The following is a 22,550-nucleotide window of genomic DNA, read 5'->3' on the forward strand; positions in this document are numbered from 1 at the left end:
TTTTTGAAACCATTAGTTAGTGTGCCATGGGCACTGAAGCACATTAATCCAGCTTAGGATCTAGGGCATCCCGCAGTCCGTCGCCAAGGAAGTTGAAGGACAGGACAAGCGCGATGATGGCGAGACCCGGATAAATGGCCAAGTAGGAATGTGTCTCAAGATACGTGCTTCCGATCTTAAGGATATTACCCCATTCCGGGATGTGCGGCTCAACGCCGAGACCCAGATAACTCAAGCTGCTCGTCGAGATGACGGCTGCACCAATGGTTAGCGTAGATTTGACAATCATGGGTGCAAGCGAGTTTGGAACGATATGCTTGAATATAATCGAAAAATTGCTCGAGCCGAAAGCTCTGGCCGCATCAACGTATTCAAAGGTAGAGGCCAGGAGCACATTCGCCCTCATGGTTCTCGCATATGTCGGGATAGCGCCTACGCTGAGTGCCAGGATGAGGTTGATGGTGTTGGCTCCGAATGCAGCAATGATCGCAATGGCGAGTAAGATACCCGGAATGGCGTACAGCACATCCAGCAAACGCATGATGATGTTATCGGTATGGCGGCCATAGTAGCCGGAGATGGCACCGAGAACACCGCCGATGACAACCGGGATCGCCGTAGAGGCAAATCCGACGATCAGCGAGATTCGGGCCCCGAACACAATTCGGGAGAACAAATCCCGGCCGAAGTTGTCCGTACCGAAGGGGTACACAAGGCTTGGCGGCTGCAGGATGGCACTGTAGTTGTTATCAATCGCGATGCTGTAATCAAAGGTAAACAGACTGCTAACGGACAGACAGAACAGGAAGATCACAAAGAACAGTCCGGACATGGCCGTGGAGTTAGCGGTAAGCTTCACCCACACGTCGCCCCAGCGGGTCATCGCCGGATTGCCGTTCTTGCGTATCTTCGCTAGCAGGTTGATGCCGAGCACCAGGGCAAAAATATTACCCGTCACCGCAGTCAGAATGACCGGAAAGGCAAGCCAGGCCATTTTGGGATGTGCATAATTCGTTGTTACATATCGGGCAACGAGTATAAGCGCGATCAGCTGAATGACTGCAATAATCAGAAGCGCGGCCATCGCCGGCAGGAATGTATTCGAGACGTAAGGCTTGAACAGATTCAGTGCCGATACCGCGATAACAAACAGCTGGGTTAACAGCATGTAGACGGCAATCGTATATTCAGGAGGCTTCTGTTTTTTTATCAGATTGAAACCGAACGTGACGGTAAACAGATTTCCTGTGACGATGCTCAGCAGCTGAATGTATCCCAGGATCCTCGTCGAGCGCCGGATTTCTCCCTGGCTTTGAAGATCTCTTCGGATCAACAGCGTGATGATGATCTGAATGATGGTAAACAATGCATATACCGCAAAGGCGGTGAACACCCACGGTTTGATGGTTCCCCCAGTGAAATCAAAGCTGTTCAGAAGCAGGATCACCGTTAAGGTCAAAGAAATAACCCATGTGAAGCTGGCTTGACTGTACTCGTGTGAGGATTTCAGCTGGTGTTTGGTTTCTTGTTTAGAAAGAAGCTTCTTGATCATGAGTACACCTGCTTTAGTATTGTTTCATCTTGGACCTGATCCGTGGATCGAAGAACGCGTACAAGATATCAATGATGACGTTCACCAGCGATATGGTAATGGCGGTGTATACCACGCCGCCCATAATGGCCGGGATGTCAGGGATGAATTGTTTATCGACGATGTAGCTGCCGATACCGCTGATGTTGAACACCTTCTCTGTAACGGCAGAGCCGCCAAGCATCCCGCCGAACTGAAGTCCAATGACGGTAATGATCGGAATGATGGCGTTGCGGACAGCATGTTTCATCAGGATAGTGCCCTTGCTGAGCCCCTTCGCTCTGGCTGTGATCATGTAATCTTCATTAATAACCTCCAGCGTAGAGGAGCGCGTCATTCTCGCTACCGAAGCGGTAAGTCCTGTGCCGAGCACAATCACCGGCATGATCATGGACAACCAGTTCTCCGGATTAAAGGTGGCGGGCAGCCAATGCAGCTTGATCGAGAAATTCAAGATGAAGATCAGTCCCTGCCAGAAGTTCGGAATGGACAGCCCGAGCAGGGCCACGAACATAAAGGTATAGTCAAAGAACGAATTCGGTCTCGTAGCCGAGATAATCCCGATTGGCAATGCGATCGCAATCGCAATGATCAGGGAAATGACCGTGAGCGTCAGTGTGATCGGGAACTTTCTGGCGATGCTTGAGGTGATCTCTTCGTTGCCAGAGAAGGATTTGCCAAGATCGAAATAGGCGATTCCTTTAATATTGTTCCACAGCTGCGCCAGGTACCCTTGGTCTAGACCGTGCATTTTGTTAAAAGCCGCGATCTGTTCCGGCGTTGCCGTCTCGCCCAGGATGTTGGCTGCAGGGTTGAACGGCGACAAGTGGAGAATCGTAAAAACGAGCACGGCTACCCCAAAGATAACGAAGACCGTCATCACGAGTCTCTCCATAATATATTTCAGGTAAGGATTGCTGTACAAAAAAATAAGGATGTACATCAGCAAGCCTGGAATAAGTGATATAATGAAGAACAACGGATTCTCGATGAGAGAACCAAACGTATCGGCCATGGTCAACCGTTTCCGGTTGTTCAGCTTCAGTTCCTTGGCAGTCCGTTCCTTAAGGACTTCCTGGAACCTTGCTTCTACGATCTTGTCGACTTCCTGCCGGAGCTGACCCTCATTGACTTTTTGCTTGAAAAAGTCGTGCTTGCGTTTCTGCTGTTCCATAATCTCGGAGCGAAGGGCCTCCAGATATCCGGCAGCCAGCATCTCGCTGCGTATGCGGTTCTCCGCCGCTGTGTAGTCATCCTTCTTTCTCTGAACCAAATAAAATAGGAAGACCACGAGATTCACGGGCGCTCCCAATAATAATAGTAAGTATCTATAAGAAGGATTCAGAAGGATCTTACTGTATGTGCTGCTTATCAAACCTATGAGTCTGTTTGGTCTTGCTGCTTCTGTCCCCCCCATAAGCTGCCTTTCCTCCTTGTTTCAAATTGCATTATTCCGAGTGATATAGTATATTTTATTTTAGCCTATTTTAAAAGTCAATAGATTATAAGAGTTGTAGATGATATTCCTTTAATGACATAAACGCATAATGGCAGGTGAGCAGAGTTGGAACCGATATTGCAGGTTAAAAATTTGAGTGTAGCCTTTCAATCCCGTGATTCAGAATTTCACGCGGTGCGTGGGGTCAGCTTTGAAGTGAAGAAAGGGGAAACGCTCGGGATCGTTGGGGAATCCGGGAGCGGCAAAAGCGTCACCGCACGCTCGATCATGCGGCTGCTGCCGTCCCCGCCCTCTTATATGAAGGATGGGGAGATCCTGTTCCTTGGCCAGAACCTGGCGGAGAAAACCGAGAAAGAGATGGAGAGCATCCGCGGACGCGATATCGGGATGATTTTTCAGGACCCGATGACCTCGCTTAATCCGACTATCCGAATCGGGGAACAAATATCGGAGAGCCTGGTTAAACACCAGAAGCTGTCCAAGCAGGAAGCGAAGAAGCAGGCGCTTGAGATGCTGAAGCTGGTCGGCATACCGAACAGCGAAGCGCGCTATAATCAATACCCGCACGAGTTCTCGGGCGGCATGCGGCAGCGGGTCATGATCGCCATCGCGCTGGCGTGCAGACCTGCGCTGCTGATCGCGGATGAACCTACAACGGCGCTTGACGTAACGATTCAGGCCCAGATCCTCAATTTGATGAAAAATATGCAGGAGCGCTTCGGTTCTTCCATTATATTGATCACGCATGACCTCGGCGTTGTTGCGGGCATGTGCGACCGCGTGGCGGTGATGAAGGACGGCATGATCGTGGAGACGGGCACGACGGAGGAAATCTTCGAGAATCCTCAGCATCCTTATACCTTAAAGCTGTTAAACGCGCTTCCGCGTCTGGATGAGAAGAAGAAAGCGAAGCCGGCTCCGATCATTGTGCCAAGCACGGATTACAAGGGACCTCTGTTAGAGGTTAAATCCTTGAAGCAGTATTTTGATATGGGTAAAGGAAATGTGCTTAAAGCGGTGAATGATATCAGCTTTCATATTCAGGCTGGGGAAACGCTCGGGGTCGTCGGGGAATCCGGCAGCGGAAAATCGACGACGGGACGAGCCATCCTTCGCCTTCACCAGCCAACAGGCGGAGAAGTGCTGTATCAGGGAATGTCTGTGAATCGTCTTTCTCCTTCAGAAATGAAGGCGATGCGGCGCCATATGCAGATGATTTTCCAGGATCCGTATGCTTCGCTGAACCCGAGATTGAAGGTGGTGGACATTATCGGCGAAGCGCTGGATGTTCATAAATTGACCGGCAGTAAGCAGGAGCGGAAGAAACGGGTCGAGGAGCTGCTGGATATGGTCGGATTGGATCCGGCCTATGCCACGCGCTATCCGCATGAGTTCTCCGGCGGTCAACGCCAGCGGATCGGGATTGCCCGGGCGCTTGCAGTGGAGCCGAAATTCATCGTGTGCGATGAGCCGCTCTCCGCGCTCGACGTGTCGATTCAATCGCAGATCGTGAAGCTGCTGGAGGAGCTGCAGCATCGTCTGGGCTTGACCTATCTGTTTATTGCGCATGACCTGTCGATGGTGAAGCATATCAGCGACCGCGTTGCTGTTATGTATATGGGCAAAATCGTAGAGCTGGCTGAAAGCGAAGAGCTGTACTCCAATCCGCAGCATGATTATACGAAGTCCTTACTCGCGGCGATTCCGGTACCTGATCCGAAGATCGAATCCAAGAAGAAACGGGTACTGCTGGAAGAACGCACCGGAGAGGACAAATATAATCTCGAGCATTCGGAGCTTGTGGAAGTATCGGAAGGCCATTGGGTGGCCATGCCAACCGGAGCCTAACGAACAATAATAGAACCTGTCCCGACCAGAGTCAGGGCAGGTTTTTTGTTGAATAAGGAGTATGAAGTTCAGAAGTTTACCGTCTTGATCACGCAAAAAAACTTTCGCTAATGACTTCCGCTAGATACGGTCTGTCTTCTGGGAAAGTACGTTGATACACGTTTTTCTCATTCAACGGGACATGCCAAAAAATTTGCTCATAAATCGACGATTTCCGTGGTACATAAAAAGGAATTGAGCCTTGGACGGCAAATATTTAAATGTTAGGAAGCGTTCTCACGAGAAATGAGCCTACGAAATGCCAATTGTACGTACATTAGCAACATACCGATGAGGAGGAAGTGGAATGAATCGTTTGCAGCAAGGGGATGTCGTATTATTTCAAGGGGACAGCATTACGGATTGCGGTCGTGACCGGAACTTTTCCGGCAGCTTGGGTAACGGCTACCCGCTATTGATCGACTCGTTGTTTGGCATGAAATTTCCTGAGTTAAATGTAACCTTTTTGAATAGAGGGATCAGTGGAAACCGGGTCGTCGACTTGAATGACAGATGGCAGGAGGATTGCCTGGACCTGAAACCGGACTGGGTATCCATCTATATCGGAATCAATGACACTTGGCGCCGGTATGATAGCGGGGACCCGACAAGCACCGAGGACTACAAAGCTGGCTACCGTCGATTGATCGAACGCACCAAAGGGGCGCTGGACGCCAAGCTGATTCTGGTTGAACCGTTCGTGCTGCCGCATCCGGAGGATCGCAGAGTTTGGCGCGAGGATCTGGATCCGAAAATCACGGCGGTTCGCGAATTGGCGGTGGAATACGGGGCGCTGCTGGTTCCGCTGGACGGATTGTTCGCTGCGGCGTCGGTGCGCCGCGAAGCTGCTTTCTGGGCGCCGGACGGCGTGCATCCGTCACCGGCCGGACACGGCCTGATCGCGAAGGCTTGGCTTGAAACGATGGGCGTTCGTTTGGATTAATTCATTTATCAGCGAAAAGCGGAATGCAAGATGAAAGATAAGCTTGATGCGCTGATCGATTAAGATGAGAAAAGAGCTCGAGGGTGAATCACTGGCCTTTCGAGCTCTTTTTTTGATCATGCATTAAAGCGAGAAAATAAGGGTTGACGCCTCCTGTTAAATCCTATAGGATTACTTGTATTAATAGTCGTCCTTTTAACGGAAAACAGGGGGAGAGAGAACATGAAAGGCAGTAAACATGTAAGGAAATTAACGACGCTGGTGCTCGCGTTTATGATTGTCTTAACCGGTTGTGCCGAATCGGGCAGCGGTGGCGGTAACGGAGCCGGAAATCTGGCGGACAAGGTCGAGAACCTGCCGGCAGGCATCGCGGAGAAGGATCCTGTGAAATTGATGGTCGTCCGGAAAATCGGGGGCGATGATCATACGGCGCAATTTTTGGCAGGCGCGAAGCAGGAAGGCGAGGCTCTCGGGTTTAAGGTAGATACCTTCTCGGCGAACGGGGATTCCGCCAAATTTCATGATGCGATCGCCCAGGCCATTGACAGCGATTACGATGGATTTATCATTTCGCACGGAGACGATCCTGCATCGGTTCAAGACGTGAAGAAGATTACGGATAAAGGGATTCCTGTCGTCACCTTTGACTCCCTGCCGGAGATTGGCGACATTGCAGGGGTAACCCAGACATCGCAAGATGATGAGCAGCTGGCGAAGCTGGCACTGGACAAGCTGGTTGAAGAGCAAGGGCCGGAAGCCAACATCGTCTATCTCTGGGTAGACGGATTCCCGCCGATGGTACGACGCAATGCCGTATATCAGGAAACGCTGAAGAACAACCCGGGCATCAAGGAATTGGAGCGTTTTGGTGTAGCGAGTAACCAGACTTCACTGGAAACGCAAAATGCAGTATCCGCCATCCTGACGAAATATCCGAAGGGCGAGCTCGATGCGATCTTCGCTACCTGGGATGCCTTCGCCATCGGTGCAGCCAGAGCGCTGGAGGAAGCGGGACGCACCGAGGTTAAGATTTACGGCATCGACGTATCCAATGCAGATTTGGAGCTGATTCAGAAGCAAGACAGCCCATGGGTGGCAACGGCTGCCGTGGATCCGAAAACGATCGGCGCGATCAACGTCCGTTTGCTTGCTAAAAAGATCGCCGGCGAGGAAACGCCTGCTACGGTCAATCTGGAGCCTGTATTGATCGAGCGCTCCGGCCTTGCGGGTGCAACCGAAGCGGTCAACATGGTCAACCTGGCGGACATTATCCCTAGCTGGGGAACAAGCACCGAATTCGAAGAGGACTGGATGAAGGCGTTGAAAGAAGCAGGCGGCAAATAAACAGCACGTTTCATACAGGCGCTCTTGTCGGTCATCGATAAGGGCGCCCTATCCTATTTGAAGGGAAGAATGCACTTGCGAAGCGTTATGGAGCCAACAACTGCCACATTGACCGACGTGTCGGGTGTGGCACCCTTACTTCAAATGAAGCATATCTCGATTTTCTTTCCGGGTGTTAAGGCGTTGACCGACGTTGATTTTCAGACGAGCGCGGGAACGGCCCATGCGTTGATCGGCGCGAATGGCGCAGGGAAATCTACATTAATGAAGATTCTATCGGGAGCTTACAACCATTACGAGGGTGAGATCTGGATCAATGGGAGCAAGGTGCACATTCGTTCCCCGAAGGAAGCGAAGGACTTGGGCATTCAGATCGTCTATCAAGAGGTGGATACGGCGCTCATTCCGAACCTGACGGTCGGGGAGAACATTATGCTCGACCGGACGGTTCACGATATGGGCAAACGGCACTTGATCCGCTGGAAAGAACTCCATCAGGAAGCCGAATCGATTCTTGCACGGATGAATATCCGTGTTCCCGGCAAGAAGCTGATCTCGGAGCTGACGCTGGCGGAGAAGCAGATGGTGCTGATCGCAAGAGCCGTCTCCAAGCAGTGCCGGATTCTGGTGCTGGACGAGCCGACCGCGCCGCTCAGCCACAGCGAGACGGATCAGCTGTTCAAGCTGGTGCGCAAGCTGAAGCAGGATGGGGTCGGCATTATATTCATATCGCACCGGCTGCCGGAGCTGTATGAAATTTGCGATGATATTACGATCATGCGGGATGGTCAGCTGGTGAAGAGTGACCGCATTGCGAATATCGATCAGCCGAAAGTGGTGGAGTATATGCTGGGCTCCAAGATGGAGCAGCAATTTCCCCACGTCGAGCGGGACATCGGATCCACCAGGTTCGAAGTGAAGAACATGTTTGACCCGGGCAAAATAAACGGCGTTGACCTGCACATTCGCAAGGGGGAGATCGTCGGCCTGGCCGGGCTGGTCGGGGCCGGGAAAACCGAGCTGTGCCGAGCGATATTCGGAGCATCCGACACATCGACCGGCGAGATCGCGCTGAACGGGAAAAAGCTGCGCATCCGCTCGCCGCATGATGCCGTTTCGCAGGGCATTGCGCTGGTCCCCGAGGAGCGCCGCCGCGAGGGCGTGTTCGTGGAAGAGCAGGTGTCCGTCAATCTAACGGCTGCGGTGCTGTCCCGTTTTTCCAGATGGGGATCCTGGCTCAGCTTCGGCAAGGAAAAGCAGGCGGCAAGGGAGATCATCCAGTCGCTCGGCATTAAGACCCCGAATGAGCGGGCCAGAGTGAAAAACCTGTCCGGGGGCAACCAGCAGAAGGTGGCGATCGGCAAATGGCTGCTGGTCGACGCGGATGTGTATATTTTTGATGAGCCGACCAAAGGGGTTGACGTTGGCGCGAAGCGGGACATCTTCCATCTGGTGGCCGAGCTGGCCAAGCGGGGGAAATGCGTGCTGTACGCCTCAAGCGAGCTGTCCGAAATCGTTGGCATCACGGATCGGGTGTATGTGATGTATGACGGCGGCATCACGAAGGAGCTAACGACGCAGTCATCCAACGAAGAGGAACTATTGCTTTATTGCACAGGAGGCGGGTTGACATGAATACAGTAAGACCTGTTAAGGAGAAGCCGGCGGCTAGTTTCGCTTTTGATTTTCTATATAAATACGGCACGTTGATTACGGTATTCGTACTTATTCTCGTATTCGGGACCGTCGCCGACAATTTTTTGAATACAAGCAACATTATTAACATACTCCGTTCGATCTCGATCGTGACGATTATTGCCGTGGGACTGACCGTATCGTTGGCCGTTGGCGGCTTTGACCTGTCTGTCGGCTCGACGGCTTCTCTGGCGAACGCTCTGGTTATTTCCATGTTCGTCTGGCATGGGCAAAATATCGGCATCGGGATTGGGCTCACGCTGCTGTTCTGCCTGGTTGTGGGATTGATCAACGCCTTCCTGGTCATCAATTTCAAAATTGACGATATGCTGATGACGTTGGCCACGATGTTTATCTTTCAGGGCGTTGCACTCACGTATACCCGCGGCGCTACCATTTCCCAGAATATGATCCTGCCGAGCGGAGACTTTGCCACCGGTAAAATTCCGGCGGTGTTTGAGAAGATCGGGCAAGTGCCATGGATCATTATCATCATGGTTCTCGTGGTCCTCGTGGTCCATCTGTTCCTGACCTATACGAAACACGGACGGTATATGTATATGATCGGAGGCAACCGTGAAGCGGCGGCTTTATCCGGGATTCCGGTGAGCAAATACCGTTTGATTGCTTACCTGGTCTCCGCATTGTTTGCCGCCATCGGCGGTATTATCCTTGGAGCTCGCGTCATGACGGCTGAGGTTAACTCCGGCGGACCTTATCTGATGGATGCCGTCGCCGCGACTTTCATCGGATACTCCGTATTCGGTGCCGGCAAGCCCAACGCGCTCGGGACCTTTGTCGGCGCAGTGCTGATCGGTATATTGCAAAATGGCCTGATCATGCTGTCCGTGCCGTATTATGCGATGGATATCGTGAAGGGCGCCGTGCTGGCGTTGGCGCTTGCTTTAACCTACTATAAGAAGCGACATTGATCGCTTAAGCTGCGCTTTCTGTAACCGAACCTTGTTCCATTCATACTTATCGAGACCATCCCTCCAGTGACCCAACTTCGGAGTGGGTGGTCTTTTTTCATAGCCAGCTGCATTTAGACAACGTATGGGATAAGCAAAATTTCAAGCCTTATTCTACGGGCGAATTCGGCGGATTATCCATGATTTGGTTATTTAGTTGACGGACTCAACTTGTATTCATTATCCTTGTAGAAGACTGATTATAATTGTACATACATTTGCCTCATACAGTGCGTGTTCAAAAAGTCGGGTTTTCAGCACCGAGAAGGTTGGATGAAGCTAGGGACTGAGGAGCGGAGCGTAGGCAAAACCTACGTGAGCACCGGAAGGCCCGGCAGAATTCAATATTCGATGTCGATTAAGCTTCTTGTACTGCTTCGTGATCAAAAGATGACTTTTTGAACAACCTCCTATAAAGAGAAAGGGGACTCATCATGAAAAAAACAACCTTCATACAACCGGATCCCAAGACTTGGCTGGACACATTTCACTTTGAAATTCCGATAAAGATAAGGTATTGCGAAACGGATATGCTGGGTCATGTCAATAACGTCAGTTATTTCATGTATTTTGAGCAAGGACGCATTGAGTACTTCGAGAACCTGGGATTGACTGAGGATCTGTTCAGCGACAAAAAGGTGTCGGTGGTTGCGGATCTGGAATGCCAGTATCTTGCTCAAATGTATCTGAAGGACCCGCTTAAGCTTCATGTCCGGGTGGCTGAGATCGGGCGTTCCTCGATGGACGTCCAGTATGCGATCGTGGTGGATGGCACCTTAAAAGCGGCCGGTCGCGGAACCATTGTCCTCATCGATACCGCGTCAGGCAAGAGCACACCGATTCCGGATTCGGCACGCGAGCGAATTTCGACTTTTGAAGGATGGATGTAACGAAAAGCGAAAGATCAATCATAATCAGATAAGAAGGGAAGGGATTAGGGATGAACATCCGTTTTGCCGTTATCGGCACAAACTGGATTACCGAGCGGTTTCTCCAAGCTGCTCTGGAGACAGAAGAATTTATTCTTACTGCCGTATACTCTCGTACAGAAGAGAAGGGCAAGGCTTTTGCGGCCAAATACGCGGATCCCAAAGTGTACACGGATCTTGTGACGATGCTGCAGGATGACGAGATTGACGCGGTGTACATTGCGAGCCCGAATTCCTATCACGTAGATCAGGCGATATTATGCATGAACCACGGGAAGCATGTTCTCTGCGAGAAGCCGATGGCTTCTAACGCAGTCGAAGTGTCCGCCATGATTGAAGCTGCGAAGAATAACAACGTTCTGTTAATGGAAGCCCTGAAGTCGACGTTGATGCCGAATTTCAAGACCGTCAGGGACAACCTGTACAAGCTGGGTCCGATTCGGCGTTATTTTGCAAGCTATTGCCAATACTCCTCCCGTTATGATGCGTACAAGCAGGGGACGGTACTCAATGCATTTAATCCCGAATATTCCAACGGTTCACTCATGGATCTGGGAATTTATTGCCTGTACCCGATGGTCACCCTGTTCGGTAAACCGGACTCCGTTAAAGCTTCCGGTTATATGCTATCCTCCGGGGTTGATGGCGAGGGCAGCCTGTTGTTGTCCTATCCCGAGATGGATGCCGTTATCATGCACTCCAAGATCAGTGATTCCTATGCCCCTGCCGAAATCCAGGGCGAGAACGGCACGATGATTATCGACAAGATCAATCAGCCTTACGATGTGAAGATCCATTACAGAGACGGCACGATTGAGAACGTCACCCAGCTGCAGACCCATGAATCGATGTATTATGAAGCCCGGGAATTTATCGATTTAATCCAATGCGGCGAAAGGGAAAGTGCAATCAATACCCATGCCAACTCACTCATTACGGCTGAAATCATGCAGGAAGCCAGACGCCAGGTAGGACTGCGGTTTCCGGCCGATTTCCGCACCGATATATGATATTTGTCATACTCCCGAAATGACGTTTATGACTACGACACGCGTGACATTCTAACTATAATTAAGTTAGACAAGTGCGTGATACATGTATTACGTCCTTGCGCCATTTCGAGGAGGAAGACAACTATGGCTAAACCCGATAACAAACTATCCAGCTTAAAAAAGAACGTTGCCCCTTATGAGGAAATTGACACAAAGGCGAGTATTGGTCAGCTTTTCAATACACTGGTTCCCTTGATATTGCTATGGTATGCAGCTTATTTAAGCCTATCCGTATCGTACTGGCTTACCATTCCCATAGCGGTTATTGCATCGGGGTTTGTTGTCCGGACGTTTATCATATTCCATGACTGCTGTCACGGATCTTTCTTCAAAAGCCGCAAGGCGAACAAAATTCTCGGCACGATTACAGGCGTAATTACATTGTGCCCTTACGAGCAATGGAAGAACACGCACGCGATTCATCACGCGACGAGCAGCAATCTCGATAAGCGGGGAATCGGTGATATGTGGGTATTAACCGTTGAAGAGTATGGAGCGGCTTCTTTTTGGCAGCGTTTATACTACCGGGTATACCGCAATCCGATCGTGATGTTCGGACTGGGTCCTATTGCTATTTTTCTGATAACCTACCGTTTTAACCGTAAAGGTGCGAGACGCAAGGAGAAGATCAGTAACTATATAACCAATATTTCGATTGTTGCGCTGTATGCATTGCTGTGCTGGGCGATTGGATGGCAGGCATTCCTGCTCGTTCAAGCTCCTATATTCATGGTATCAGGGATGCTTGGCATTTGGTTGTTCTATGTACAGCATCAATTCGAAGAAACGTACTATGAGCATGATGAAGAGTGGAGTTATATCAATGCAGCCGTAGAAGGCAGCTCTTATTACAAACTTCCGAAGGTCCTACAATGGATCACGGGTAACATCGGCTTCCATCACGTTCACCATCTTAGCCCGAAGGTTCCTAATTACAACCTGGAGAAGGCGCATGAAGCCGCTCCTCCGCTGCAAAAGGCAACAACGATTACACTGAAGACCAGTTTGAAGTCTATACGTTTCCGTCTGTGGGATGAAGAGAAAAAGGTGTTCGTCACGTTTAGGGAAGCAAAGAAGTCGCTCCGTAAACCGCAGGAATCGGTATTGGCGAAAGCCGAGAAGAGCCTGGCGAGCAGCAGACGCAGAGTGCAGGGCGAGTAATTCCTTGCGGCTACGAGGTTATAATAGGAAAATAAGAATACGCGTTAGGCAGAAATAAGGACGAAGCTTGAACCGACAGAAGGTGGGACTCCATGCAGAAATGGTATCAGATATTTCATAAAAGTACGGGGCTGAGCCCTTATGTATGGGTCGTCTTCTACATCCTTCCGTTCTATTTCATCTTCCGGTCGACCTCTACCTATCAGGTCGTCTTCGGCACTCTGATGATTGTGATGTTCTTTGCCTTCTATGTACTTTCATTTCTGGCCAAAGGCTGGCTCGTCTACTTCTGGACGAGTCTGCAAATTCTGATATCGATTACGATGTCAGTGGTGTTCGGGTATGTTTATTTCTCGTTGTTCCTCGCATTTTTCATCGGGAACATCAAGAATAAGGCCGGGTTTATCACGCTGTATTCGATCCATCTGGTCACGACCATTATAACGGTCAATTATGGATTGTTAACGCGGAATCCGTTCTTTATCACACAGCTGCCATTTATGCTAGTCAGTGTAGTAGGGGTTATTCTGCTGCCCGTGACCAACTATAACCGGAATAAGAATGATCAGCTGCAGGGTCAACTGGAGGATGCCAACAAACGGATTTCGGAACTGGTGAAGCTGGAGGAACGTCAGCGGATTGCCCGCGATTTGCATGATACGCTCGGACAAAAGCTGTCTCTCATTGGCCTCAAAAGCGATTTGGCCGGTAAATTGATGACGCAAGATACGGAAAGAGCCCAGGCCGAGATCAACGATGTGCGCCAGACAGCCAGAACCGCACTCAAGGAAGTGCGCGAGATGGTGACGCAGATGCGGGGGACCCGGCTTACGGACGAGATTTTCCGTATTCAGCAAATTCTAAAGGCTGCCCAGATTGAATTAACCTTTGAGGGAACTCTGGAGCCGGAAAATCTGTCGTTAATGAATGAAAATGTGATCAGCATGTGCCTGAAAGAGGCCGTGAATAACATAGTGAAACATAGCAATGCCACGGCTTGTTCCATTGTGATCGAATCCACGGAAACGGATCTGGTTGCGAGGGTGAAGGACAATGGAACAGGGTTCGTGACCGATGCGAGAAACCGCGGAAATGGACTGCGGGGAATGAGAGAGCGGCTTGAATTCGTAAACGGAAGCATGGAGCTCACTTCCGGCGAGGGAACTACGCTGGTCCTTCGTGTACCTAATGTGCTTAGAATGCCGGATAAGGAGGCGGGAATATGATCCGAATTGTCATTGCCGAAGATCAGCGGTTGCTGCTTGGAGCCCTGGCCTCTCTGCTTGATTTGGAAGAAGATATGCAGGTGGTCGGGACGGCAGGTAATGGGAAGGATGCCGTACAGCTTGTCAAACTTCATAAACCGGATATCTGTATCATGGATATTGAGATGCCGATGATGAACGGACTTGAGGCTGCCGAAGAGCTTAAGGGCTATGGCTGCAAGGTAATGATCTTGACGACCTTTGCCCGGCCGGGGTATTTCGAGCGTGCCGTGAAGGCCGGCGCCAACGCCTACCTCCTTAAGGACAGCCCGAGCGAGGAACTGGCTGCGTCCATTCGGAGCATTATGGCAGGCAGACGAATATACGCCTCGGAGCTTGTGGATGAAGCGTATTCCGGTGAAGAGAATCCGCTGACGGAGCGGGAAAAGGAAGTGCTGGGCCTGATTGCGGACGGTAAGAATACGAAGGAAATTGCCAATCAGCTGTTCATTACGACGGGTACTGTACGGAATTATATTTCCGTTATTCTTGATAAGCTCGGCGTCAGCAACCGGATCGAAGCGATCACGCGTTTTAAAGAAAAAGGTTGGTTTAAATAATCAAATAAATATAGCCAGAAGCCCCGTGGTTGCAGCCACCGGGCTTCTTTTTCGTGTGGATAAAGAGAAAGGAGATAGGCTCGAAAAGTTCGCGATATATGTATTTTTTTACCTGATATAGTATTCGTTTTTGTGCATAAATATTCATAATCTTTTGTGTGGTAAAGTATTTGGATATAATTTATATTTTTTGGAAATGATAAAATCACTAATAAAATTAAGCCTGTACTTTATGTAAATAATTTAGTATCTATTGGGCTATCAAGCAAGAATATTGCTGTTGCTTTGTAAATGTATGCATTTTTATGTATAATAGTAATGATTGCCAGAAGTCAAATTTGAGGAGGAGGAGGTCTTCTATGGACCATATGATGTTTGAGGTTGGAACTGCTCTGATCCTGGTTGCTATAGCCTCCATAATTGCAGGAAAGCTCAAGTTCTCGATTATACCGTTCTTGATTGTACTCGGGATGCTTGTAGGTCCGCATGCACCAACGATAGGAATTCTTGACTTTAAGTTTATTGAGAGCCAGGGAATCATCGATTTTCTGGGACAGATCGGTATTTTATTCCTGCTCTTTTACCTAGGTCTAGAATTCTCTGTTCAAAAATTAATCAAGTCCGGACGAAACATTGTGGTAGGCGGAACCATATATGTCATACTAAACTTTGCCCTGGGCCTGGCTTACGGATTTGTGATCAACATGCCGCTGTATGAGACGTTAATCATTGCAGGGATGTTGTCCGTTTCATCTACTGCGATTGTGGCGAAAGTGCTGGTTGATCTGCGGCGAACCGGTAATGCGGAGACGGAGCTTATTCTTGGCATGATTTTGTTCGATGATATATTCCTTGCCGTGTTCTTATCGATTATGTCGGGACTGCTGTTAGGCGGGGCCACATCGGTAGGGGCAACGATTATCTCCGTGGGTATATCCATAGGTTATATGCTGTTGTTCTTTGTTATTGCGAGAAAAGGTCCACCTATACTTAACAAATTGCTGAATATTACGTCCAGCGAAATTTTCATTATCGTTGTTTTCTCGTCGATGTTCTTTATTGCTGGATTTTCAGAGACGCTGCACGTAGCCGAAGCGATTGGCGCGCTGCTGTTCGGACTAGCCTTATCCGAGACAGATCATAGCGAACGGATCGAGCAGTTGGTTATTCCTTTCCGTGATTTCTTTGGAGCGATCTTCTTCTTCAGTTTCGGTCTCGGTATCGACCCGACCACGCTGGGGAATGCGTTATGGCTGGCACTCGGTGCCGTGGGACTGACCATTATTGGTAACCTTGTAGCAGGCATGATCGCGGGACGCAAGGCCGGACTATCGCATAAGTCGTCGCTTAACATCGGATTGACTATTATGGCGCGCGGGGAGTTCACGATCATTGTTGCGAATCTGGGACTCGCTGGCGGACTGTCCGCCGTGCTGAAACCATTCTCGGCGCTCTATGTTCTGATTCTCGCGATTCTCGGGCCTCTTCTGGCCAAGGAATCGAAACGCGTGTACCGTGGCGTGAATAAAATATTCAAATGGAGCGATCCAGTGGAGAAAGTGAAAAAAAGGAAAGCATAGGGATCCCCAAGATGATTTACTTTCTTCCAACTAATCTATATAATCTAGAGATTGAATTAACCCCAGAACGGAGGATTTTCACATGAGTATTATTCGCGAATCTGATCTGCCGGGTATCGGGAAGAAGTTCCTTATTCAGGCGAGATCAGGGGATAAGCTGGTTATTGTTATTCATGACGATGGCCGTAGAGAGCTGTATCATTTTGAAGATGACGATCCTGAGGAGACCATCTCCCAGATTACATTAGAGGATGATGAGGCTAGACAAATTGCCGGCATCATCGGCGGCATGACGTATAAGCCGAAAGCGCTCGAGACGATCGAGGTGACACTCGAAGACCTGATCATCGAGTGGGCACGCATCGAGCCGCATTATAAATGCGTGGATAAGTCCATTGCTGAGCTTGGAGTTCGCCAAAGAACAGGTGCAAATGTACTGGCGATCGTAAAGCGGAACGAACAGAAAATCAATCCCGGTCCGGACGACATCCTGACAGCGGGATCGACGCTGGTTCTTGCGGGCGAGCGCAAGCAGATCAAGCAGCTGAAAGAACTGCTGGTCAACGGTTAATAGCGCTCCTTGGTTGATACGATGATAAACCATACCGAAAGCAAGCTCCTTCTTGTGGGGGCTTGCTTTTTTATGCGATGGGCAACCTATTCATCCAAGGGATAATATACGAATCTGTTTTGCATAAAAAAAGCGCCAAGGGCTTTGTCCCTTGTGCGCTTTTTCTGTTTAACAGCGGGATGCTGCGGGTTATGGAATTCCAGAGGGGCCGGTTATTTCCGGGCCACTATCATAAACCGTGCGGAATTCGTCCGAATTCCACGATCTGTGCGATGGTCTCTGATGAACTGCTGCAGGATGCGAAAATCCGATTCCTCCTGTCCAAACCCGGGGATGATGGGCGTGTGCTTGAGCAGAAAGATAAGATCCTCTTCACGCTCATAGTGCTCAATTGCATCGTATTCGGCATATTGGATATCGCGGAACCCGGCAAGCCGAAGTTCCTTCATATATTGATCCTTTAAGGCACCGTCTTCACGGGAGGATTGTCCTCTGTCAAAGGCTTGAGCCAGATTGGCTTTATCACATTCGCGAACCTGCTGCGTCAAAAACACGCCATCCTCTTCTAGTACTCTTGCCACCTCTGATGCACGAAAAGGGGAGTGTCTGCATGAGATCAAATTGAAAAACGCCAACGGGAATTGAAGCGCCTCTGCATCCATCTGCATCAAGCGTACATTGGAAGCCGATACGTTCCGTTTATTCCGCCGGGCTGTCTCTATCATCGCATGTGAAAGATCGATTCCAACCAGCAAGGCTGCTTTGTCGGCGATGGAGAACAAGCTTTCTCCGCCGCCCGTTCCGATATCGAGCACAACGTCGGATGGTTTGCATAATGTGCCGACCTGATCGTAAAAATCCCACTTCACACCTTCCGAGATACATCTGACCTGGCTGAAGTCCCAGCCGTTTAAGGCCCCTACGATATCATAAAACTGCTTGTATTCCTGTGAATTCATTTATATTGTGTTCCTTCCATATGAGATAAAATGGGATGCTGTAAACCGATTGACCCTCATTCGTTCGAACCCTTGTGTCCGGCACGCTGATTTACGATAGAAAGCAAAATGCAGCTCTATGGCTATGGGTTATAACTTTGGCATGGCCCGGTCCTCTATGAACTCGAGCCTAACTACTTCGAATGATACGGATCAAGAGCAACATCCAATTCACCCCAATTCTGAAAGATTATTTTTAAGAGATAAGAAAGTATAAGCTTCAGAGGCTTACCATCCTTATCTCGCAAGAAAAACTTCCGCTATATGCGGTCTGTCTACTGAGAAAGTACGTCGATAGACGTTTTTCTTATTGTAAGTCCAAGGATTCTTCATGATCAAGGAGAATTTTATTAGGAGGAAGGACCATAATCTTAAGCAAATGTTAAGAATTTGGAAGTATGGCGTTAAGAAATGTCTACTATACTTGATGAATCCGTTTCGGCAAGAAACGAGAATAATCGGATTTTGAGATGAGAGGGCACTGACATGAACAAAATAAACGCTTTATCAAGGGAACGTCTTCCCGAGCTGCAATTGGTACGCGCATTCGCCATCCTCGGCGTGCTGTCCGTTCACTCCACATCGTATGCCGTATCTGCGATGACAGACTCCAAATACTTTTTTATGTACAATTTCATGAACATCTTCATGAAATACGGAACGCCGACATTTATATTTTTGAGCAGTCTGGTACTCTTCTATAATTACTATGACCGTCCTACGACGAAGAAGCTGATCGGTGGATTTTACAAGAAAAGACTGCTGTATATTATCATTCCATATACGCTGTTCTCCGTGTTCTACTTCGCGCTGCTGCACTATTTATATTATCAGGGCAGGCCGTTTGGCGAGACGATGGAGAGCTTTGTTCAAAAGCTGTTGACGGGCAAAGCGTATACGCATCTATATTTCGTATTTATTAGCATTCAGTTTTATGTGCTGTTTCCGCTTGTGTTGTGGCTGTTCAAGAAGGTGCCCCAGCTTGCGAAATGGGCGATACCGATTGGACTGGTGATCCAGTGGACGTTTATACTAATGAATAAGTACTATTGGCAGGTACCGAATAAAGGAAGCTGGGCATTGTCCTACATTGCCTATTTCATGCTGGGGGCTTTTATCGGCATCTATTACCCGAAACTGAAGGCCTGGCTTATCATTAGCCGCGTGAACGCACGACCATACCGCATCGCCGCCTGGGTGGTGCTATGGATCGCATGGGCAGCTGCCGGTCTCGGCCATGTGTACATTTATTACAACAACCGTCTTCACGGAACCGGATATAATTCAACGCTGTATGAGCTGCTTTGGAATATGCATACTTATTTTGGGGCGCTTGTCCTGCTTCAGTTTGCCATTCTGTTCTATCGGGCAGGGGTGCGCGGATGGACACAAGCGCTGGAGAGACTGGGGGCTGTATCCTTCGGGATATATCTCATTCATCCATTCTTTCTGCTCGTCTACCGGGAGTTTCCGCTAACCACGGGGAGCTCAATGCTGACCCATCTGTGGTATGGGGGAGGTTTTGCGGCAGCGCTAGGTTGTTCATGGATCGTTGTGGAATTGACGGTTCGATATATACCGGGCTCATGGGTGATATTCGGTAATATTCCGAAGGCGAAGAAATCGGTTAAGCCAGTCGATTCGCCGTCTGTGCCGCTTTCCGGTTCGTAGTCGGTTTCATCGCAAACCAGGACGCATCCGAAGACGAGGGCATGGCTACGGAGAAGAGACATCAACTACCGGACTACGCGGTCTGACATCCATAAAGAAAGACGACGTAGCGGTGTTGTGCTGACGGCCGCATTCGGAACAAGGAGGAGCCATGTCTGGAGTTACGATATTAATGGTTGATGATGAAACCGAAATTTTGAAATTGATGGAGATTTACGTCAGAAATGAGGGCTACACGCTGCTCACCGCATCTCACGGCCTGGAAGCGCTGGAGATTCTAAGAACCCATAAAGTGGATTTAATCATCCTTGATGTCATGATGCCGCAGATGGATGGCATTGAGGCATGTATGAGAATTCGGGAGGAGAACAACACGCCGATCATCATGCTGTCCGCCAAGAGTCAGGAGATTGACAAGATCGCCGGGCTCAGCATCGGCGCGGATGATTATGTGACCAAGCCGTTCAGCCCGCTGGAATTGATCGCAAGAATCAAGTCACAGCTTCGCCGATACAAACAGCTGAACAGTAAATCGGTGAGGGATGAGAACGAAATCCAGATCGATGAGCTGATTATGAATGTGGCTTCCCACCGAGTAACGGTGGCAGGCGTTGAGATTAAGCTGACACCGCGCGAATTTGCCCTGCTGCATATGCTGGCCATCAATCGCGGACTCGTGCTTAGCATGGACAAGATTTATACCGAGGTGTGGAACGAACCGTTCATGGAATCGAAAAATACGGTCATGGTACATATTCGTAAGCTGCGCGAGAAGATCGAGAAGGATCCGCAGCAGCCGGAATATATTAAGACGGTGTGGGGGATTGGTTACAAAATAGAGTAAACTTAAGCAGAGGTGACTAACTTGAAAGTAATGAAGCTTCATAGCATCCGCCTGAAGATGCTGCTTATGCTGCTTAGCAGCATCGGCATCACGGCAGCCCTGCTTATCATACTCTATGCGTTAAGTACGCTGATACTCTCGATTCCGGCAATCAAGCCGCCGCTCGTCTGGATCATTAACCACATTGGCTCGGATCCGGTTATGCTGGTTACGGGCATCATTCTCTTTTTTGCCAGCTATTATATGAGCACGAAGTGGTTTGTCCTTGATCTGCAGAAAATACAGACCGGTCTTCAGGACATCACGGCTGGACGATTCGATTCCAGAATCGAGATCAAATCCCAAGATGAATTAGGCGTCGTCGCTTCCAGCATAAACCGCATGACCGAACAGCTGAACGTTTATCTGGAGGAAATCAGGAACGGGCTTCGCGAGATTGCCAAGGGGAATTTCGACACCGACATTCCGGTGCAGTCAGGCAGCCAGCTGGGTGAGGTGGCGGAGAGCATCAACCAAATGAGCAGGCAGCTTCACCAATCCATTCTGGAGGAGCGTAACGCGGAGAAAACAAAGAATGATCTGATTACGGGCGTTTCCCATGACTTGCGGACGCCGCTTACATCGATATTGGGATTTCTGGAGGTTATCGAGGAAGACCGGTACCAGGATGAAGTGGAGCTGCGATATTACGTGAATATCGCTTATGAGAAAGCGCAAAATCTAAAGAAGCTGATTGATGATTTGTTCGAATACACACGGATTAATAACGGGCTTCCGCTGGATATCCAGAAGATCGATATGGCTCAGTTCATTAGACAGCTGATCGAGGAATTCGTTCCTGCCCTGGAGAAATCCGGGATGGAATGCAAGCTTGCGGCAGAGGAAGGCCTCATTATTCGGGCAGATGGCGCCCAGCTCGTCCGAGCTTACGAGAATTTGATAACCAATGCGATCCGTTACGGGGATTCGGGCAAAAGGATCGACATCGCCGTCCGCAGCGATGGCAATCAGGTGAGCATTAGCTTCACCAACTATGGAGATCCGATTCCTGAGCGGGATTTGCCCTTCATCTTTGACCGCTTCTATCGTGTGGAGACCTCACGTTCGAAGCAGACAGGGGGGACTGGTTTGGGTCTGGCGATTACGAAGAGCATTGTGGAGATCCAAGGCGGTGAAATCCGGGTGCGGAGCGATCGGCAAAGGACGACCTTTGATACGCGGTTTCCTAAAGTCATATAACGGATGGTTCAACTTGCCTGTATGTACTATATCTTTTTTTGCACTGTAAAACACAACCCAGTACTTGCCGGTACTGGGTTTGTCGTATACTGGAAAGAAAAAAATTCTGGGGATTAAACCCACTAAAATCGAGGCCATAATTGAAATTGCAAAGCCTACTCTGTCTCATAGGTATCATTGTTCTCTCGAATCACTTCCATAAACTCCAGGACAATCGTTGATATGGCATCCTCTTGAGGCATATAGATATATTGACTAATTCTCAATATATCGTCTTTGTATAAATCAATGAGTTGCAGAATGGCTTGATCATCATTCTGCTTTGCAGCTTGCAGCAAAGTCATGAATTCGCGATCTGAAATAACTTTTGGATCATTTTTCTTTTCCATCGGTTCACCGCCTGTTGAGAGATATGGAGCTGCTTGGCTACTTCCGCTTCAGTGAGGTCTTCTATGAAGAGTTTATATATAATGGTTCTCCCTTGCGGGGGCAATGAATCCAGTAATTGACCAATCCAAATGCGGTCATCGGATCTTGCATGAAATGAGCCTGTCTGCACGGTACTAAAATCAGGGTACGGCGTTTCTCGTTTTCTAAGCTTTTTAGCCTGATATTGTATTCTCCAACCAATTCGATAAATTTCTGTTTTATAGCGTTCGTATGCTGTTATATGCTTCTTCATAACGCATCCCTCCTATGCCTGTCTATAATCGTATTCATCATTTAGGGGAAAAAGAGAAGTTAACGAACCACAAAAATAAGAACGTTTGTTCTTATTTTATTATACCAT

The 22,550-nt window shown here is 49.1% G+C and carries 20 protein-coding genes; 15 read left to right on the forward strand and 5 right to left on the reverse strand.

What is annotated here, in order from left to right:
• Positions 1–43 precede the first annotated feature (43 nt).
• Together CRG97_RS06565 and CRG97_RS06570 are read right to left on the reverse strand one after the other, a co-directional pair.
• Positions 44–1,552, reverse strand: coding sequence for an ABC transporter permease (locus tag CRG97_RS06565; RefSeq protein ID WP_098742315.1), 1,509 nt, complete (start codon positions 1,550–1,552; stop codon positions 44–46).
• A gap of 13 nt (positions 1,553–1,565) precedes the next feature.
• Positions 1,566–3,008, reverse strand: coding sequence for an ABC transporter permease (locus tag CRG97_RS06570; protein ID WP_098742316.1), 1,443 nt, complete (start codon positions 3,006–3,008; stop codon positions 1,566–1,568).
• 147 nt (positions 3,009–3,155) lie between these two features.
• Between CRG97_RS06570 and CRG97_RS06575 the strand changes: the two genes are divergently transcribed.
• The 12 genes from CRG97_RS06575 to CRG97_RS06630 all read left to right on the forward strand — a co-directional run bounded on the left by CRG97_RS06575 (position 3,156) and on the right by CRG97_RS06630 (position 17,008).
• On the forward strand, positions 3,156–4,898 hold the full coding sequence (locus CRG97_RS06575) for an ABC transporter ATP-binding protein (protein ID WP_098742317.1): 1,743 nt from the start codon (positions 3,156–3,158) through the stop codon (positions 4,896–4,898).
• Positions 4,899–5,244: 346 nt separating this feature from the next.
• Positions 5,245–5,880, forward strand: coding sequence for an SGNH/GDSL hydrolase family protein (locus CRG97_RS06580; RefSeq protein ID WP_076322878.1), 636 nt, complete (start codon positions 5,245–5,247; stop codon positions 5,878–5,880).
• 222 nt (positions 5,881–6,102) lie between these two features.
• Positions 6,103–7,224, forward strand: a complete 1,122-nt coding sequence (locus CRG97_RS06585) for a sugar ABC transporter substrate-binding protein (RefSeq protein WP_076322879.1) — start codon at positions 6,103–6,105, stop codon at positions 7,222–7,224.
• A gap of 144 nt (positions 7,225–7,368) precedes the next feature.
• On the forward strand, positions 7,369–8,859 hold the full coding sequence (locus tag CRG97_RS06590; RefSeq protein ID WP_098742391.1) for a sugar ABC transporter ATP-binding protein: 1,491 nt from the start codon (positions 7,369–7,371) through the stop codon (positions 8,857–8,859).
• Positions 8,856–9,851, forward strand: a complete 996-nt coding sequence (locus CRG97_RS06595) for an ABC transporter permease (RefSeq protein WP_098742318.1) — start codon at positions 8,856–8,858, stop codon at positions 9,849–9,851. The genes CRG97_RS06590 and CRG97_RS06595 overlap by 4 nt, the downstream gene beginning before the upstream one ends.
• A gap of 473 nt (positions 9,852–10,324) precedes the next feature.
• Complete coding sequence (locus CRG97_RS06600; protein WP_098742319.1) at positions 10,325–10,780, forward strand: acyl-CoA thioesterase; 456 nt, start codon at positions 10,325–10,327, stop codon at positions 10,778–10,780.
• Between the two features lie 50 nt (positions 10,781–10,830).
• Positions 10,831–11,829: a Gfo/Idh/MocA family protein gene (locus tag CRG97_RS06605; RefSeq protein WP_098742320.1), complete on the forward strand. Its 999-nt coding sequence runs from the start codon at positions 10,831–10,833 to the stop codon at positions 11,827–11,829.
• Between the two features lie 126 nt (positions 11,830–11,955).
• Complete coding sequence (gene desA / locus CRG97_RS06610) at positions 11,956–13,032, forward strand: Delta(5) desaturase DesA (RefSeq protein WP_098742321.1); 1,077 nt, start codon at positions 11,956–11,958, stop codon at positions 13,030–13,032.
• Between the two features lie 92 nt (positions 13,033–13,124).
• Positions 13,125–14,258, forward strand: a complete 1,134-nt coding sequence (locus CRG97_RS06615) for a sensor histidine kinase (protein ID WP_098742322.1) — start codon at positions 13,125–13,127, stop codon at positions 14,256–14,258.
• Positions 14,255–14,857: a response regulator transcription factor gene (locus CRG97_RS06620; RefSeq protein WP_098742323.1), complete on the forward strand. Its 603-nt coding sequence runs from the start codon at positions 14,255–14,257 to the stop codon at positions 14,855–14,857. Before CRG97_RS06615 ends, CRG97_RS06620 begins: the two co-directional genes overlap by 4 nt.
• Positions 14,858–15,216: 359 nt before the next feature.
• A complete protein-coding gene (locus CRG97_RS06625) occupies positions 15,217–16,437 on the forward strand; it encodes a cation:proton antiporter (RefSeq protein WP_098742324.1) in 1,221 nt (406 codons plus the stop codon).
• 82 nt (positions 16,438–16,519) lie between these two features.
• Positions 16,520–17,008 carry a cation:proton antiporter regulatory subunit gene (locus CRG97_RS06630; protein ID WP_098742325.1) on the forward strand — a complete coding sequence of 163 codons (489 nt, stop codon included), beginning with the start codon at positions 16,520–16,522 and terminating at the stop codon, positions 17,006–17,008.
• A 212-nt stretch (positions 17,009–17,220) separates the two neighbouring features.
• Here CRG97_RS06630 and CRG97_RS06635 read toward each other — a convergent pair whose 3' ends face one another.
• Positions 17,221–17,967, reverse strand: a complete 747-nt coding sequence (locus CRG97_RS06635) for a class I SAM-dependent methyltransferase (protein WP_098742326.1) — start codon at positions 17,965–17,967, stop codon at positions 17,221–17,223.
• Between the two features lie 525 nt (positions 17,968–18,492).
• On the opposite strand from CRG97_RS06635, the gene CRG97_RS06640 reads away from it, so the two are divergent.
• The 3 genes from CRG97_RS06640 (at position 18,493) to CRG97_RS06650 (ending at position 21,760) form a co-directional block, all read left to right on the forward strand.
• Positions 18,493–19,677 (forward strand): acyltransferase, encoded by a 1,185-nt coding sequence (locus CRG97_RS06640; RefSeq protein WP_098742327.1) that lies wholly within the window; start codon positions 18,493–18,495, stop codon positions 19,675–19,677.
• Between the two features lie 151 nt (positions 19,678–19,828).
• The gene (locus CRG97_RS06645) at positions 19,829–20,521 is read left to right on the forward strand and encodes a response regulator transcription factor (protein ID WP_076322890.1); all 693 of its coding nucleotides are present in this window, start codon (positions 19,829–19,831) and stop codon (positions 20,519–20,521) included.
• 30 nt (positions 20,522–20,551) lie between these two features.
• Positions 20,552–21,760 carry a sensor histidine kinase gene (locus CRG97_RS06650; RefSeq protein ID WP_481856186.1) on the forward strand — a complete coding sequence of 403 codons (1,209 nt, stop codon included), beginning with the start codon at positions 20,552–20,554 and terminating at the stop codon, positions 21,758–21,760.
• A 155-nt stretch (positions 21,761–21,915) separates the two neighbouring features.
• On the opposite strand, the gene CRG97_RS06655 is transcribed toward CRG97_RS06650, so the two are convergent.
• Both CRG97_RS06655 and CRG97_RS06660 read right to left on the reverse strand, forming a co-directional pair.
• Entirely contained in the window at positions 21,916–22,149 is a 234-nt protein-coding gene (locus CRG97_RS06655; protein WP_076322892.1) for a hypothetical protein, read from the reverse strand.
• Complete coding sequence (locus tag CRG97_RS06660) at positions 22,101–22,442, reverse strand: sigma factor-like helix-turn-helix DNA-binding protein (protein WP_098742329.1); 342 nt, start codon at positions 22,440–22,442, stop codon at positions 22,101–22,103. The genes CRG97_RS06655 and CRG97_RS06660 overlap by 49 nt, the downstream gene beginning before the upstream one ends.
• Positions 22,443–22,550 lie beyond the last annotated feature (108 nt).

It is taken from the genome of Paenibacillus sp. EZ-K15 (assembly GCF_002573715.1).
Classification (GTDB): Bacteria; Bacillota; Bacilli; order Paenibacillales; family Paenibacillaceae; genus Paenibacillus_AQ.